Origin of the sequence: Prauserella endophytica (assembly GCF_005146945.1) — a bacterium.
Classification (GTDB): Bacteria; Actinomycetota; Actinomycetes; order Mycobacteriales; family Pseudonocardiaceae; genus Prauserella_A; species Prauserella_A endophytica.
Genome location: NZ_SWMS01000012.1, coordinates 217,292 through 233,252, shown reverse-complemented (window position 1 = coordinate 233,252; position 15,961 = coordinate 217,292). Strand labels below are relative to the sequence as shown.

Here is a 15,961-nt window from a genome sequence, read left to right as displayed (position 1 = left end):
CGTGCAGGTGCAGACGCGGCACACGCCGGCCTTCGGAGTGGCCAGGATCGTGCTGTCGCAAGGAGAAGCCGTCCAGGCCGACGCCGATGCGTTGCTCGCGAACAGCTTCGGCATCACCGAGACGCGACCGGGCCGGGGCAAGGGCCCCTCCATCTTCACCGCTCCGGCGGGCGGAGGGTGGCTCGACCTCGCGCCGGAGCACGCGGGCGACATCTATCCGCTGGAGTTCGGCGGCCGTGGCGGCTGGTCGGTGGCGGTGGGCAAGGTGCTCGCCCGGCCCCCGACGATCAAGCGCGACCAGCCGTGGCCCGCGCTGCAGGCGCTCTTCGGCGGGGACACCGGATTCCTGGAGCATTTCAGCGGAACCGGCCAGCTCGTGCTTGCGTGCAGGGGGCCGGTCGACGCGCTGACGCTGGAGGCCGGCGAGGTGATCACGGTGCGTCCGGCGTTCCTCGTCGCCTACCCCGACGCGATACAGGTGCGGTTACGGGCGGTGGACCCGGCGGCTCAGCAGTCGGTGCGAACCGGTGAAGGTCTAGCACTGGACTTCGCCGGTCCGGGAACCGTTCTCGTCCAGGCGCGGAAGTAACCGCTGCCGGTCGTCGTAGTTACCGCAAATTGACCATTGCCGAGCGCTGTTAATCCGGTAGCGTGATCCAGGCTTGGAACGGGGCAGGCGGGACTGCACCGTTTTGGTTTGGTACAAGGAGGACGCCGTGGCTGTCGGCACGGTCAAATGGTTCAACGCGGAAAAGGGCTACGGGTTCATCGAGTCCCCTGAGGGGCCTGATGTCTTCGTACACTACTCCGCCATTCAGGCGGACGGCTTCCGGACCCTCGACGAGGGCGACCGGGTGGAGTTCGAGATCACGGCGGGCCGCGACGGTCGCAGTCAGGCCGCTGACGTCCGAAAGGTCTAGTAGGCGGGACCACTGCGTACCTGAACTACCGACACTTCGCGCTACACCTGGGGCGTGGGCGTTAGGCTGCGCCCTGTGACAGGCGATGTGTCGGGGGACCTCACCGGTCGGCGGCTGGGCAACTACCGCATCGACGGTGTGCTGGGTCGTGGCGGCATGAGCGTGATGTACAAGGCCACGGACGTGCGTCTGGGGCGCAAGGTGGCCTTGAAGGTGATCGGGGAACACCTCGGTGCCGACGCGGAGTTCCGCGAGCGCTTCGTCGACGAGGCACGCAACACCTCGGCGATCGATCACGCGAACATTGTGCCGCTATACGACTTCGGTGAGCTCGACGGGATGCTCTACATCGCCATGCGGCTCGTCGACGGCTCCGACCTGGCCAGCCTCATCGGCGGCGCTCCGATGAAGCCGGAGCGCGCCATCGGGCTGCTCGACCAGGTGGCCGACGCGCTCGACACTCTGCACGCTCGCGGGCTGGTGCACCTCGACGTCAAGCCTGCGAACGTGCTCGTGACGAGCCGGGAGTCGGCGCGCGAGCACGTGTACGTCGCCGATTTCGGGCTGACCAGGCGTGGCGCGACCGGGCACCGGACGCGCGGTGGCGACTTCCTTGGCTCGCCCACCTATGCCGCGCCGGAACACCTGCGCGGGGAGCCGCTCGACGGGCGCACCGACCAGTACGCCCTCGCCTGCATGCTCTACGCGTGCCTGGCCGGGAAGCCGCCCTTCCAGGGCGACGTGCAGACGGTGATCAAGGGCCACCTCAACGGGGACCCGCCGCCGCTGTCGCGCCTGGTGCCGTCGCTGCCCGCCGCCGTTGACGAGGTCGTCCGCAAGGGCATGGCCAAGAACCCCGGTGACCGGTATGCCACCTGCGTCGAGCTGATCACGGCCGCGCGCGACGTGGTCAAGCCGGACCCGGCGATGTCGGCGCCGCGACCGGGCAGGCATCCTGTCGCGGTCGCCCAACATGGAGAGGGGGGCCCGGTGCATCCCTACGGTCAGCAGCCGGGACAGCAGCCAGGCCAGCCTGGACAGCCGGGGCAGCAGCCGCCACCACAGCAGGGATTCGGCCAGCAGCCCCCGCCGGCCGGCTACGGCCGGCCGCAGGGTCCGCCGCCGCAGTACGGCAACCCTCCCCAGGCCATGGGCATGCCTCCGCAGGGTCCGCCGCCCGGTTACGGCCCGCCTCCTCAAGGCGGGTTCCCGCCGCCGCAGAAGAAGGGCGGAAAGGCGTGGATCGGCTGGGTCGCCGCCGCCGTCGTCGTGATCGGCGCGGCCGTCGCGGCGATCATCATCTTCACGGGCGGTGACGACGAGAGCGGGGGCAACACCAACCCGCCCGCCGACCCCACGGGCAACTCTCAGGCACCCGAGATCCCCGTCGGCCCTGGTTCGCAGGGCAACGAGCCCACGGCCACGGGCAGCGCCGACACCGGCGGAAACAACCCGCCGCCGACCTCGATCCCCGTGGTTCCCGGCACGGGCGGGTGAGCGTCGTTTCTTGCACTCTCCCCCGGAGAGTGCTAAACACGGAATTGGCACTCGGCACCGTCGAGTGCTAGGTGGCCGGCCGAGGGCCTGCCGCCTGAAGGTCGGGACGGTGAGGCCACGTTCGGGGGATCCCGGACTGGTCGTCCGTCGCGGGCACCGAGCCTGGCCGAGGACGTGTCCGATTACCGGAGGACCACACCGCAATGGCCAAACTGATTGCGTTCGACGAGGACGCCCGCCGCGGTCTCGAACGCGGCCTGAACACCCTCGCCGAGGCCGTCAAGGTGACGCTTGGCCCCCGTGGCCGCAACGTCGTGCTCGAGAAGAAGTGGGGCGCGCCGACCATCACCAACGACGGTGTCTCCATCGCCAAGGAGATCGAGCTCGAGGACCCGTGGGAGAAGATCGGGGCCGAGCTCGTCAAGGAAGTCGCCAAGAAGACCGACGACGTCGCTGGTGACGGCACCACCACCGCCACCGTGCTCGCCCAGGCCCTCGTCAAGGAAGGCCTGCGCAACGTCGCGGCCGGCGCCGACCCGATCGCCCTCAAGCGGGGCATCGAGCAGGCCGTCGAAGCCGTGACCGAGCAGCTCCACAAGGCCGCCAAGGAGGTCGAGACCAAGGAGCAGATCGCTGCTACCGCCTCGATCTCGGCCGCCGACCGCACCATCGGCGAGCTCATCGCCGAGGCGCTGGACAAGGTCGGCAAGGAAGGCGTCGTCACCGTCGAGGAGTCGAACACCTTCGGCCTCGAGCTCGAGCTCACCGAGGGTATGCGCTTCGACAAGGGCTACATCTCGGGCTACTTCGTGACCGACGCCGAGCGTCAGGAAGCCGTTCTCGAGGACCCGTACGTCCTGCTGTTCGGTTCGAAGATCTCGAACGTCAAGGACATGCTGCCGGTGCTCGAGAAGGTCATGCAGTCGGGCAAGCCGCTGCTGATCATCGCCGAGGACGTCGAGGGCGAGGCCCTCGCGACGCTGGTCGTCAACAAGATCCGCGGCACCTTCAAGTCGGTCGCCGTCAAGGCCCCCGGCTTCGGTGACCGCCGCAAGGCGATGCTGCAGGACATGGCCATCCTCACCGGTGGCCAGGTCATCAGCGAGGACGTCGGCCTCAAGCTCGAGAACGCCGACATCTCCCTGCTGGGCAAGGCCCGCAAGGTCGTCGTGACCAAGGACGAGACCACCATCGTCGAGGGCGCGGGCGACGCGGACCAGATCCAGGGCCGGGTCAACCAGATCCGTGCCGAGATCGAGAACAGCGACTCGGACTACGACCGGGAGAAGCTGCAGGAGCGTCTCGCCAAGCTCGCCGGTGGTGTCGCGGTCATCAAGGCCGGCGCCGCCACGGAGGTGGAGCTCAAGGAGCGCAAGCACCGCATCGAGGACGCGGTGCGCAACGCCAAGGCCGCCGTCGAGGAGGGCATCGTCGCCGGTGGTGGCGTGGCTCTGCTGCAGGCTGCCGAGGCGGCCTTCGCCGGCCTGAAGCTCAAGGGCGACGAGGCGACCGGCGCGAACATCGTGAAGATCGCCGTCGAGGCTCCGCTCAAGCAGATCGCCATCAACAGCGGTCTCGAGGGCGGCGTCGTGGTGGAGAAGGTCAAGTCCCTCCCGCAGGGCCACGGCCTCAACGCCGCGACCGGCGAGTACGAGGACCTGCTCGCGGCCGGCGTGCCGGACCCGACGAAGGTCACGCGCTCGGCGCTGCAGAACGCCGCTTCCATCGCCGGCCTGTTCCTGACCACCGAAGCCGTGGTCGCGGACAAGCCGGAGAAGGAGAAGGCCCCGGCCGGTGACCCGACCGGTGGCATGGGCGGCATGGACTTCTGAGTCCAACCCCTTTTCGATCCCCGAGGGCATCCGTGCCCTCGGGGATCTTTTTATGCGTCTTCCTCCGGCATGAGCAGCCAGCAGGCGGCGTAGAGCAGGATCGGGGTTCCGAGGCCGAGGATCGTGGTGGCGACGAGGCCGATCCGCAGGATCGCGGCGTCGACGCCCAGCAGGCGTGCCCAGCCGCCGCACACGCCCGCCAGCATCCGGTCGCCGCGGCTGCGGCGGAGCTTCTTGATCGTCACGTTGTCGGTCATGACTCCATGCTGCGCCGGCGCGACCGCCGGGACATCGGGGTACGACCCGGAGTGATCCCGGAACCCTCGACCCCGAGACCGTCCTGGAGTTACTCGAACTGTCCATGATCGCGTGGCGCGGTTAGGGTCGGATGCATGCCCGGATCAGTGCTCGGAACCGAGGTGCGGCGGGTCGAGGACCCCGAGCTGCTGCGCGGACAGGGTTCCTACGTCGACAACCTCGAGGTCGAGGGCGTCCTGCACCTCGCCTTCGTGCGATCCCCGTTCGCCCACGCCGAGGTCACTTCGATCGACGTCTCCGAGGCGGAGAAGGCGGACGGCGTGGTCGCCGTGTACACCGCGGCGGAGCTGAACCTGCCGCCGGTGCGGCAGTTCATCGAGATCAACCCCGGCTGTGTGCGGCCCCCGCTGGCGACCGACCGCGTGCGCTTCGTCGGCGACCCGGTGGCGGCTGTGGTGGCCGAGAGCGCGGCCGCGGCCGCCGACGCGGTGGAGCTCGTCGACGTGGACTACGAGCCGCTGCCCGCGGTGGTGGACCCCGAGGAGGCGCTCGCCGACGACGCGCCGCTGCAGTTCCCCGACCTCGGCTCCAACATCGCCGCCGGTGAGCGCGACGCCGTCGGCTCGGAGCTCCTCGACGACGCCGACGTGGTCGTCCGCGCGCGGATCGAGAACCAGCGGGTGGCCGTGGTGCCGCTGGAGGGCAACGCGATCGCCGTGGTTCCCGGCGGGCCCGACGAGGACTACGACCTCACCATCCATGTCTCCACCCAGGCGCCGCACGCCGTGTGGTCCTTCGCCGCCAAGGCGTTCGGCCTGCCGAAGCAGCGGGTCCGGGTCGTCGCCCCGCACGTCGGCGGCGCGTTCGGCGGCAAGTTCGGCCTGATCGCCGAGCACGAGGTGGCGATCGGCGCAGCCCGTGCCCTGTCCCGGCCGGTGAAGTGGGTCGAGACGCGCTCGGAGAACCTGCAGGCCATGCCGCACAGCCGGGCGCAGGTGCAGTACGCCGAGCTGGGGCTGAAGTCGGACGGCACCATTACCGGCCTGCACTGCCGGATCATTGGCGACTCGGGTGCCTACGCGGGCTTCGGTGGAGGCTTCGCACTCGGCCCGACGCGGACCATGGCGCAGGGCGTCTACCGGATCCCGAAGATCAGCTTCGGTGCGCTCGCCGTGCTCACCAACACCACGCCCACCGGGGCGTTCCGGGGAGCCGGACGGCCGGAGGCCGCCGCCATGCTGGAGCGACTGATCGACATGGCGGCGGCGGAGCTCGATCTCGATCCGGTGGAGCTTCGGCGGCGGAACTTCCTGCGGCCCGACGAGTTTCCCTACACGACCGTGGTCGGCACGAGCTACGACTCGGGCGACTACGACCTGCCGCTGCGTGAGGCGCTGCGCCTCGCGGACTACGAGGAGCTGCGCGCCGAGCAGGCCCGCCGCGTCGAGGCCGGGGAGCACACGCTGCTCGGCATCGGGGTGAGCACCTACGTCGAGATCACCGGCGGCGGGGGCGGCGGCGAGTACGCCTCCGTCGAGATGAGCCCCGAGGGCAGGGCGACGATCAAGGTCGGCACGTCCGGGCACGGCCAGGGGCACCCCACGTCGTTCTCGATGCTCGCGTCCGACGCGCTCGGCATCCCCATGGAGTCGATCGACTTCGTGCAGTCGGACACCTCCGTGGTGCCCCGCGGAGGGGGCACGGGCGGCTCCCGGTCCCTGCAGATCGGCGGCAGCGCGGTGCGCGAGGCGAGCGAGCTGCTGGTGCGGCGCGCGAAGGAACTGGCCGCCTCCCGCCTGGAGGCCGCCGTCGAGGACATCGAGCTCACCGAGGACGGCCAGCTCGGTGTGGTCGGCGTGCCCGGCGCGAGCCTGAGCTGGGCCGACCTGGCCCGGGCCGCCGAGGAGGACGGTGGCACCCTCGACGCCAACATCGACTTCAAGCCCGACGGAGCGACGTTCCCGTTCGGCGCCCACGTGTCGGTGGTGGAGGTCGACATCGAGACCGGGTACGTCCGCCCGCTCCGGCACATCGCGGTGGACGACTGCGGCCGGATCCTGAACCCGCTCATCGTGCGCGGCCAGCAGCACGGCGGCGCGGCGCAGGGCATCTCGCAGGCGCTGTGGGAGCAGGTGACCTTTGACGAGGACGGCAACCCCGTCACCGGCACCCTCGCCGACTACCTGGTGCCCTCGGCGATGGAGATCCCCAACCTGGAGGTCGCCAACACCGAGACCGAGACACCCCGCAACCCGCTCGGTGCCAAGGGCATCGGCGAGTCCGCGACCATCGGCTCGACGCCCGCCGTGCAGAACGCCGTCGTCGACGCGCTCAAGCACCTCGGCGTCCGCCACCTCGACATGCCGCTGACGCCGCAGCGCGTCTGGCGGGCTGTCGAGCAGGCGCGCGCCGGGCGGCTGCCGTCGCCGTGGCGGGAACCGCCTGCCGCGTTCGACACCCTGCCGGTGCGCGCGGACGGGCCGAACCCGCACGCCGACGAGGCCGCCGTCTGACCGCCCCGCGCTAGCCGCTCAGCGCCCGCACGCGGGCGAGCCTGCTCAGCCACCGCTGCCGGGTCTCGTCGTCGGCCGCGACGTCGCCGACGAGATCCGGTTCGGGCGCCCGCCCTGGCACGGGCAGGTAACCGTCCACAGCGGACAGCGAATCCGTCGTGACATCACCCGTCAGCAGCGACAGCGTGCCCAGCCCGCAGGCGAACTCCAGCGACGGCAGCGCGCCGGCCAGCGCCAGTTCGGCCGCCAGGCCGACGCTGGTCTCGACGGCCGACGACACCACGCAAGGCAACCCGCACGCCTCGGCGACCCGCAGCGCCCTGCGCACACCGCCCAGTGGCGCAACCTTCAACACGGCCACGTCCGCGGCGCCGGCGACCGCGACCCGCAGCGGATCTTCGGCCCGGCGGATCGACTCGTCGGCCGCGACGCGCACATCCACCTTGCGGCGGACCATCGCCAGTTCGTCGACGGTCGGGCACGGTTGCTCGACGTACTCCAGCTCGCCCGCGGCGCGAGCCAGCTCGCCGATGGCCGTGACGGCGGTGTCGACGTCCCAGGCGGCGTTGGCGTCCACGCGGATCGCACCCGATGGCCCCAGCGCGTCGCGCACGGCGGCGACGCGCTCGCAATCGTCCACAAGCGACGATCGTGGATCGGCGACCTTCACCTTCGCGGTCCGGCACCCCGACGCGGCGACCAGTTCGTGCGCACGCTCGGGCGCGACCACCGGCACCGTGGTGTTGACCTCGACATGGTCGCGTACCGGCTCCGGCCAGCCCTGCTCGCTCGCCTCGACGGCGGCCGCCAGCCACGGCACGCACTCGGCATCCGAGTAGTCCAGGAACGGGCAGAACTCTCCCCAACCCGCCGGACCGCGCAGCAGTACCCCCTCACGGACGGTGATGCCCCGGAAGCGGGTGCGCAGCGGGATCGCGTAGACGTGCTCGGCTGTCACCTGTTCATTGTCTCGTCCCTTCGTCGTGTTTCGGTGCGGGTGTGCCGGGGGTAGACCCAGGATGGACCTGAGTGTGAGAGGAGTGATTCACGTGGCCGACACGCTCACCGGCCGCAAGGTCGCCTTCGTGGTGGCACCGGAAGGTACCGAGCAGGTGGAGCTGACCCGGCCATGGCAGGCCGTGCAGGACGCGGGCGGACAGCCGGAGCTGATCTCGTTCGAGTCCGGCAGCATCCAGGCCTTCAACCACCTGGACAAGGCCGACACCTTCACCGTCGACAAGGTGGTCACCGATGCCTCGGTGGACGACTACGACGGGCTCGTCCTGCCCGGCGGCGTCGCCAACCCCGACCTGCTCCGCACCAATCCCGACACCGTGCGCTTCGTCCGCGAGTTCTTCTCCAAGCAGAAGCCGGTCGCGGTGATCTGCCACGGCCCGTGGACTCTCATCGAGGCCGATGTCGTACGCGGTCGCAGGATCACGTCGTGGCCGAGCTTGCAGACGGACCTTCGCAACGCCGGTGCCGAATGGGTCGACGAGGAGGTGGTGGTCGACCAGGGGCTTGTGTCGAGCCGCAAGCCTGACGACCTGCCGGCCTTCTGCGACAAGCTGGTGGAGGAGATCGCCGAGGGCGCCCACGCCGGCCAGGCCCGCAGCGCCTAGTACCAGTAGCGCTTGGGCACGCGGGTCTCAGCCGTCGTCCCCGCTCGCGTCCGGTGATGTCACGCACAGGCCGACCTTCTCGGCCAGCGCGATGGCGTCGCCGGGCGCTTTCACCTTCATGTCGTTGTCGAAGTAGACGTACACCTCCCTCTGTTTCCGTTCGGCAGGCCCGGCGACCGTGTGCCTCGTGCGCGGGCTTCCGCCTGCGCGCCACGCCTTGACCTTCCGCGCCCAGCCGGTGAGTGCGGCGTCGGTGTAGCCGCTGGCGTAGAGTTCCTCGTCGCCGTGCAGTCGCACGTAGACGAAGTCAGACGTCACGTCCTCCAGATACGGCCAGGTACCCGCGGTGTCCGCGACGACGAGGCCGATGTCGTGTTCCCGCAATAGCTCCACTGCCTCGGCGTTCGCGAAGCTCGGATGCCGCACCTCCAGCGCGTGCCGTAGCGGGCGGTTCTCGTCGATGCGCAGGTAGGGCTCGGCCTTCAACTTCTCGTCGTGCCGCTTTCCCAGCGCGGCCGCTTCCTCGGTCGTGCGGGGCAGTAGGTCGAAGAAGCCCACGAGTCGCTCGGGATCGAACCTCAGCCGAGGCGGCAGCTGCCACAGCAGCGGCCCGAGCTTGTGGTCCAGCGCGAGCACTCCCGAGGCGAAGAAGTTCCCGAGCGCCGCCTCCACGTCCCGCAGCTGCTTCATGTGCGTGATGAAGCGGCCGCCCTTGACCGAGAACAGGAACTCGTCCGGAGTCTGCTCGAACCAGCCGCGGTACCGCTCCGGCCGTTGGAGCGAGTAGAACGAGCCGTTGATCTCCAGCGAGTTCACGCGCCTGGACAGGTACTCCAGTTCCCGGCGGTGGGCGAGGCCCTTCGGATAGAAAGTGCCGCGCCACGGCGGATACAGCCAGCCCGACGTGCCGATGTGGATTCCCTTGCCGTGAACCGGAATCGCCACCTCTTCCCGCGCGCGTACTCCGCTTCCAGACTGACACGAACCGGCCCATCTCGCTCAGTCCCACCAGAACGACCACAGGCGCTTGCCGGTGAGGTTGGTGGCGAACTCCCGCAGGCTTCCCGGCTGCTCGGTGAAGTTGCCGATGCAGAAGGCGCGGTGCTCGGCGGCGACCACGAGTGCTCGGTCGCGGCTCTTCGGCGGTGCCGCGACCGAGAGGTCCAGCGTGTCGAAGCCGAGCGAGATCAGCACCGCACCGAACCGGTCCTCCCAGCTGCGCAGCACCGCCGAGGTCGCGGCGACCTGCTCGGTCAGCTTCCGCATGCCCGGCCAGCCGAGCACCGCCGGGACGTCGGCGGGTCGCGGCGACTCGACGATGCCGAGTCTGCAGTCACCGCGCGCGGCCAGGATGGAGCCGGTGTTGCCGGCCTCGGCGAGTGGATCGGCCCGGCGGGGCGACTTGCGGGCGAGGCCGGGGAACGCGGTGCCGAAGGGGTGCAGGCACCTGCCTTCGCAGCACGGCTCTGCCCACCAGCTCGCGAGGGCTTGCTCGGCGTCGACGTGGTCGACTTCTGCGCCTGCCGGTGGTAGCCAGCCGCGGTCGTCGATCCAGTCCTCCCCGGTCAGCTCGAAGCGAGGGTCGCGCGGGATCAGCACCGGCCAGCGCCCCGTTCGCGGGTAGGCGGCCACACACGCCAGGTACAAGCTCGCGTCGGCGATCGGTTCGTCCGAGAGCCAGAGGTCGTTGTGCATCCGGCCCGGGGGCAGCTCCAGGTCGGACGACGGATGAATCAGGCGGCGCGAGCGGAAGTGGACGACGGTCATGGCCAACCCCTCTGAACAGGCGTTCTTTTGATGCTTCGAACACTAGTTCGAGGGTGCGACAGTTTTGCCCCCAGTGCGGAGGTTGGGCTGCGGTTCACTCAGGTGGGGGACTGACGAGACCCGAGGGCGTCTGGTTACTTTTCAGTAGGCTACTCAGAAGTAGCCGGCCGCTCAGTGTTGAGGAGGCCCCATGCGTCGGGTCCTGGCTGTCGTACTGTCCGCGCTCACCGTCGTGCTGCTGGTCGCCGCGCCCGCCGCGACCGCGGCTCAACCGGCCTACTCGTCCTACGTTTCGCTCGGGGACTCCTACACCTCGGGCTCGTTGATTCCGAACCAGGTCCACCTCGCCTGCACGCGGTCGGACCGCAACTACCCGTCACTCGTGGCGCAAGCGCTTGCTCCCGTGGAGTTCACCGACGTGAGCTGTGGCGGCGCGACCACGGAGGACATGACCCGACCGCAGTGGGGCATCGCCAACCGGCCGCAGTTCGACGCACTCCGCCAGGACACCGAGTTGGTCAGCGTGGGCGTCGGCGGCAACGACATCCCGTTCGTCGAGGTGGTGACGACATGCGCGGGGCTGAGCGCGACCGCCCCGAAGGGTGCGCCGTGTAAGGCGTACTACAACACCCGAGGCGCCGACCGGCTCGTCGAGAAGGTTCGCGCCGTCGGCCCGCAGGTCGGGGCGGTCCTGCAGGGCATAAGGGACCGTTCGCCGGCGGCGCACGTCGTGCTGGTCGGCTACCCCAGCCTGCTGCCGGAGTCGGGAGCCAGTTGCTGGCCGCTCGTGCCGATCGCGGCCGGCGACGCGCCCTACCTGCGCGACATCACCAAGCTGCTCAACGAGGTGCTGGCCGAGCAGGCCGCGGCGTACGACGCCACCTTCGTCGACACCTACACCAGCAGCATCGGGCACGACATGTGCGCGCCCGCCGGCGTCAGGTGGGTCGAGGGCATCCTGCCGGGGTCCCCCGCGGCGCCGGTGCACCCCAACGCGCTCGGCGCCGAGAACCAGGCGCGGCAGGTGCTGGCCGCGCTCGGCGGGTAGGTCGCGGCTGACAAGCTGCGGTGCGAGCGAGGAGCAGCGCGATGTCTCGCAAGGCGAAGGGAGACCCTCCGGCCGTACTCGGGACTTCCGGCAACGCGGCGCCGCGCAGCCGGCAACGGCATGGTCAGGCACGACCTGACTACAGCGGCCGCAGCAGGTCGTCGGCGTCGATGATCCGGTAGGCGTAGCCCTGCTCGGCGAGGAACCGCTGCCGGTGCGCCGCGTACTCGGTGTCCAGGGTGTCGCGCGAGACCACGGAGTAGAAATGCGCCTGCCTGCCGTCTTCCTTGGGGCGCAGCAGCCTGCCGAGCCGCTGGGCCTCTTCCTGGCGGGAGCCGAAGGTGCCCGACACCTGGATCGCGACCGACGCCTCGGGCAGGTCGATCGAAAAGTTCGCGACCTTCGACACCACGAGCTTGTCGATCTCGCCCTTGCGGAACGCGTCGAACAGCGCCTCGCGCTCCTTGTTCTTGGTGGAGCCTTGGATGACGGGAGCGTCGAGCTCGGCGCCGAGCTCCTCCAGCTGGTCGAGGTAGGCGCCGATCACGAGCGTGGGCTCGCCGGCGTGCTTGTCGACAATGGACTTGATGACCCCGATCTTGGTGTGCGCCGTCGACGCGAGCCGGTAGCGCTCGTCGCTCTCGGCTGTGGCGTAGGACAGCCGCTCCGCGTCGGTGAGCGTCACGCGCACCTCGATGCAGTCGGCGGGCGCGATCCAGCCCTGCGCCTCGATGTCGCGCCACGGGACGTCGTAGCGCTTCGGGCCGATGAGGGAGAAGACGTCACCCTCGCGGCCGTCCTCGCGCACGAGCGTCGCGGTCAAGCCGAGCCTGCGCCGCGACTGGAGATCCGCCGTCATCCGGAACACCGGCGCGGGCAGCAGGTGCACCTCGTCGTAGACGACGAGGCCCCAGTCGCGAGAGTCGAACAGTTCCAGGTGCCGGTACTCGCCCTTGCTCTTGCGGGTGATCACCTGGTAGGTGGCGATTGTGACCGGGCGGATCTCCTTCTTCTCGCCCGAGTACTCGCCGATCTCGTCCTCGGTCAGCGACGTCCTGGCCACGAGCTCGCGCTTCCACTGCCTGCCCGCGACCGTGTTGGTCACCAGGATCAGCGTGGTCGCCTCGGCCTTCGCCATCGCCGCCGCGCCGACCAGCGTCTTTCCCGCTCCGCAGGGCAGCACCACGACACCCGAACCCCCTGCCCAGAACGCCTCCGCCGCCTCACGCTGATAGTGCCGCAGCGCCCAGCCGTCCTCATGCAGCGAGATCGGGTGGGCCTCGCCGTCGACGTAGCCCGCGAAGTCCTCCGCAGGCCAGCCGATCTTCAACAGCATCTGCTTGAGCCTGCCGCGCTCGGACGGGTGCACGATCACGGTGTCCTCGTCGATGCGCGCACCCAGCATCGGGTTGATCTTCCTGTTGCGCAGCACCTCTTCGAGCACGGCCCGGTCGGTGGTCGCCATCACGAGCCCGTGCGCGGGGTGGTTCTGGATCTGCAGCCGGCCGAAGCGCCCCATCGTGTCGACCACGTCGATCAGCAGTGGCTGCGGCACCGGGAAGCGGGAGTACGACGTGAGGGCGTCCACCACCTGCTCCGCGTCGTGCCCGGCGGCGCGAGCGTTCCACAGTGCCAGCGGGGTGACCCGGTAGGTGTGGACGTGCTCGGGGGCGCGTTCCAGTTCGGCGAAAGGCGCGATCGCGATCCGGGCATCGTCCGCGCGCTCGTGATCGACCTCGAGCAGCACGGTCTTGTCCGACTGGACGATCAGGGGGCCATCAGTCACGCCCTCCTTTATACGTTCCCCTCGGCCGGAAAGGGCCCGGCCCTCGAGTCCCAGCAGGCGGGAGAGATCTTCCGTTCTTGTGGAGCTGGGGGTGGGGGAGGCAATACCATCGCCGGGCAGCCCCTGCTGGACCTGCGGGCGTCGTCGGCGGCCATCGCGCGTGCCGCTACCCTCCAGTGGTTTCCCGGGGACCAGCCCCACAGGTGTGCAAAGGAAGCCAGGTGACCCGTCGCAGCAAACGTCCCCGTCGGGATGGCGCGACGGAACCTGGGCTCGCGGGAGGCCGTTGGCGGCTCGGCAACTGGAAGCTGCGGACCCGGCTGCTCGCGGTGCTGCTCATCCCGGTGCTCGCGGTCGTCGTGCTGGTGGGCCTCCGCATCGCGTCCGACCTCGACCGCGCCGACGAGTTCGCCGACGGCGCCCAACGGGTGCGCGTCGACACCACGGTGGCCGTCGTGGTGCACGAGCTCCAACGGGAACGTGCCCTCACTGTGCGGTACGTCGCGGAGGACCGGCAGGGCGACCTCGCCGGACTGCGCGCGCAGCGCGAGCGCGTCGACGCGGCGATCGGCGACTTCGACCGAACCCTGAGCGCGGCGACCCCGGACCTTTCGCAGCAGGCCGTCGACGGCTTCCGGCAACTGGACGAGCGCCTCGGCGTGCTCACCGACCTCCGGTTCGACGGCGAGAACTCGACATCGCCCGCCGATGTCGTGCTGCGCTCGTACAGTGAGCTCGTCTCCGGGCTGCTCGACATCGGTGACCAGGCCGCTCCCGGCCTCAGCGACCAGGACCTGGCTCGCACGTGGCTCGCGGCGAACGCGCTCGCGAGAGTCAAGGACCAGCTCTCGGTTCGGCGCGCCCTCGTCGCCGAGTCCCTGGTGCTCGAGGACCTCCCGGCCGACCGGATGCGGGCGCTCCTCGGCGCGGAGGCGGAGCTGGGGGCCGCGTACAAGGACTTCGCGAAGTTCGCGACCGAGACCCAGCGGGCGCGGTACGACGAGATCGTGCGCGGCCCCGCTGTCGATGCCGGAAACGGCATGGTCGAGTCGGTGCTCAGCAGTGCGGAGGCGAACGAGGCCTTTCCCGAGATCGACTCCGACGAGTGGGACGCGGCCGCGACCGAGACCGTGGACCTCGTCAAGCAGGTCCAGGACGGGCTGTACGGCCAGATCCAACAGCGTTCGGACGCGCTCGCCGCCGACGCGCGAAGGTCCGCGATGACCGACGGCGCCGTGATCCTTGGTGTGCTGCTCGTGGCGGCGGTGCTCACCATGGTCATCGCCCGCTCGCTGCTGCGGCCACTGCGGGTCCTGCGCAGCAGCGCGCTCGAGGTGGCGCAGCACCGGCTGCCCGAGGCCGTCAAGGGCATCCTCGCCGACCCGGACCCGCGGCCCGAGGACGCCCATCGCCGCGCAGTCGAGCCCGTGCCCGTGTTCACCAGGGAGGAGCTGGGGCAGGTGGCGAGGGCCTTCGACGCGGTGCACGGTGAGGCCGTGCGGCTCGCGGGCGAGCAGGCGATGCTGCGGGAGAACGTCAACTCGATGTTCGTCAACCTCTCGCGGCGCAGCCAGGACCTCGTCGAACGCCAGCTGTCGGTGCTCGACCGCATGGAGGAGCACGAGCAGGACCCGGACATCCTGGGCGGGCTGTTCGAGCTGGACCACCTGGCCACCCGCATGCGGCGCAACAGCGAGAACCTGCTCGTGCTCGCGGGCCAGGACGCGGGACGCCCGCTGCCCGGCTCGGTGTCGGCTGACGAGATCATCGGAGCGGCGCTGTCCGAGGTCGAGCACTACCAGCGCATCAACGTCGCCGCGACCCCGCGACTGGCCGTGCTGGGGGAGGCCGTCAGCGACCTCGTGCACGTGATCTCGGAGCTCTTCGAGAACGCCACCGACTACTCCGGTGATGACGCGCCGGTGTCGGTGGTCAGCTCCATGACGGAGCATGGTGAGTGGCGCATCGACATCACCGACAGGGGCGCGGGCATGCCGGAGACCGAGATCCGGAGGGCCAACGCGCGTCTCGCCGAGCCTCCTGAGGTCGACGTCGAGGTCTCGCGGCGCATGGGGCTCTACGTCGTGGCGCGCCTGGCCCGCAGGCACCAGATCCGCGTCCGGCTCTCGGCCGCCGACATCCGGGGGTTGACCGCGACGGTGGTCGTGCCCGCCACCCTGATCCAGCCCGGCGACCCCGTGCCGCCGCCGTTGCCGGTGGAGACGGCTGCTCCGGCGCTGCCGGAGCAGCCGCCCGCCCCCGCGCCTACTCCGGAACCCGAGCCGGAACCCGAGCCGGAGGAGCGGCGGCCCCGGGTCGAGCCCCGGCGCTGGCCGGAGGAGGAGCCGTTGCCCGTACCCGCGAAACCGGTCGACGTGTGGCGGGAACCCGGGCAGGCCGTGTCGCATCGGGCCGCGGTGCAGTGGGCGCCCCCACCGGAGTGGCCGGTGGAGCCCGACGAACCGTCGCCCGAGGAGATCACCGAGCCGCAGCCAGCGCTCGCCATCGACACCCCGACCGACCGCCTGCCCGCGTACCAGGAGGTCCTGACGCAGTGGTTCGAGACCTCCGAGGAACAGGTGGCCGAGCACGTCGAGTGGCCGACCGAGGACGACGAGAGCCCGACGGTGAGTCGCTCGCCGGAGGACGTGCGCACGAGGATGACCAGCCTGCAGAACGGCGTTCGGCGTGGACGGCACGCCCGCGCCGAGTGACCGT

Annotated in this window: 13 protein-coding genes; 8 read left to right on the top strand and 5 right to left on the bottom strand. The window is 70.2% G+C overall.

The annotated features are described in order from the left end of the window. Nucleotide 1 precedes the first annotated feature (1 nt). The 4 genes from FCN18_RS22300 to groL all read left to right on the top strand — a co-directional run bounded on the left by FCN18_RS22300 (nucleotide 2) and on the right by groL (nucleotide 4,249). Complete coding sequence (locus FCN18_RS22300; RefSeq protein WP_112264557.1) at nucleotides 2-589, top strand: AIM24 family protein; 588 nt, start codon at nucleotides 2-4, stop codon at nucleotides 587-589. 127 nt (nucleotides 590-716) lie between these two features. Continuing rightward, nucleotides 717-920, top strand: a complete 204-nt coding sequence (locus tag FCN18_RS22295; protein WP_110343324.1) for a cold-shock protein — start codon at nucleotides 717-719, stop codon at nucleotides 918-920. 75 nt (nucleotides 921-995) lie between these two features. Further along, nucleotides 996-2,417 (top strand): serine/threonine-protein kinase, encoded by a 1,422-nt coding sequence (locus FCN18_RS22290; RefSeq protein WP_113645115.1) that lies wholly within the window; start codon nucleotides 996-998, stop codon nucleotides 2,415-2,417. Between the two features lie 203 nt (nucleotides 2,418-2,620). Continuing rightward, entirely contained in the window at nucleotides 2,621-4,249 is a 1,629-nt protein-coding gene (gene groL, locus FCN18_RS22285) for a chaperonin GroEL (RefSeq protein ID WP_110343235.1), read from the top strand. Nucleotides 4,250-4,299: 50 nt separating this feature from the next. Here the strand turns inward: groL and FCN18_RS22280 are convergent, their stop codons facing one another. After that, the gene (locus FCN18_RS22280) at nucleotides 4,300-4,506 is read right to left on the bottom strand and encodes a PspC domain-containing protein (RefSeq protein ID WP_137096016.1); all 207 of its coding nucleotides are present in this window, start codon (nucleotides 4,504-4,506) and stop codon (nucleotides 4,300-4,302) included. A 135-nt stretch (nucleotides 4,507-4,641) separates the two neighbouring features. Between FCN18_RS22280 and FCN18_RS22275 the strand changes: the two genes are divergently transcribed. Next, nucleotides 4,642-7,020: a xanthine dehydrogenase family protein molybdopterin-binding subunit gene (locus FCN18_RS22275; protein ID WP_137096015.1), complete on the top strand. Its 2,379-nt coding sequence runs from the start codon at nucleotides 4,642-4,644 to the stop codon at nucleotides 7,018-7,020. Nucleotides 7,021-7,030: 10 nt separating this feature from the next. Here FCN18_RS22275 and FCN18_RS22270 read toward each other — a convergent pair whose 3' ends face one another. Beyond that, nucleotides 7,031-7,978: an o-succinylbenzoate synthase gene (locus FCN18_RS22270; protein WP_113645117.1), complete on the bottom strand. Its 948-nt coding sequence runs from the start codon at nucleotides 7,976-7,978 to the stop codon at nucleotides 7,031-7,033. A gap of 85 nt (nucleotides 7,979-8,063) precedes the next feature. On the opposite strand from FCN18_RS22270, the gene FCN18_RS22265 reads away from it, so the two are divergent. Then, nucleotides 8,064-8,642, top strand: a complete 579-nt coding sequence (locus FCN18_RS22265; protein WP_112264723.1) for a type 1 glutamine amidotransferase domain-containing protein — start codon at nucleotides 8,064-8,066, stop codon at nucleotides 8,640-8,642. Between the two features lie 27 nt (nucleotides 8,643-8,669). On the opposite strand, the gene FCN18_RS22260 is transcribed toward FCN18_RS22265, so the two are convergent. After that, nucleotides 8,670-9,581, bottom strand: coding sequence for a DUF72 domain-containing protein (locus FCN18_RS22260; RefSeq protein ID WP_228714085.1), 912 nt, complete (start codon nucleotides 9,579-9,581; stop codon nucleotides 8,670-8,672). 60 nt (nucleotides 9,582-9,641) lie between these two features. Continuing rightward, nucleotides 9,642-10,409, bottom strand: coding sequence for a DUF4253 domain-containing protein (locus tag FCN18_RS22255; protein WP_112264547.1), 768 nt, complete (start codon nucleotides 10,407-10,409; stop codon nucleotides 9,642-9,644). Nucleotides 10,410-10,599: 190 nt separating this feature from the next. Between FCN18_RS22255 and FCN18_RS22250 the strand changes: the two genes are divergently transcribed. After that, nucleotides 10,600-11,457 (top strand): SGNH/GDSL hydrolase family protein, encoded by an 858-nt coding sequence (locus FCN18_RS22250; RefSeq protein WP_112264545.1) that lies wholly within the window; start codon nucleotides 10,600-10,602, stop codon nucleotides 11,455-11,457. 139 nt (nucleotides 11,458-11,596) lie between these two features. On the opposite strand, the gene FCN18_RS22245 is transcribed toward FCN18_RS22250, so the two are convergent. Next, on the bottom strand, nucleotides 11,597-13,243 hold the full coding sequence (locus FCN18_RS22245) for a DNA repair helicase XPB (protein WP_113645119.1): 1,647 nt from the start codon (nucleotides 13,241-13,243) through the stop codon (nucleotides 11,597-11,599). 221 nt (nucleotides 13,244-13,464) lie between these two features. Here FCN18_RS22245 and FCN18_RS22240 point away from each other — a divergent pair, with 221 nt between their 5' ends. Next, nucleotides 13,465-15,957, top strand: a complete 2,493-nt coding sequence (locus FCN18_RS22240) for a sensor histidine kinase (protein ID WP_137096014.1) — start codon at nucleotides 13,465-13,467, stop codon at nucleotides 15,955-15,957. Nucleotides 15,958-15,961 lie beyond the last annotated feature (4 nt).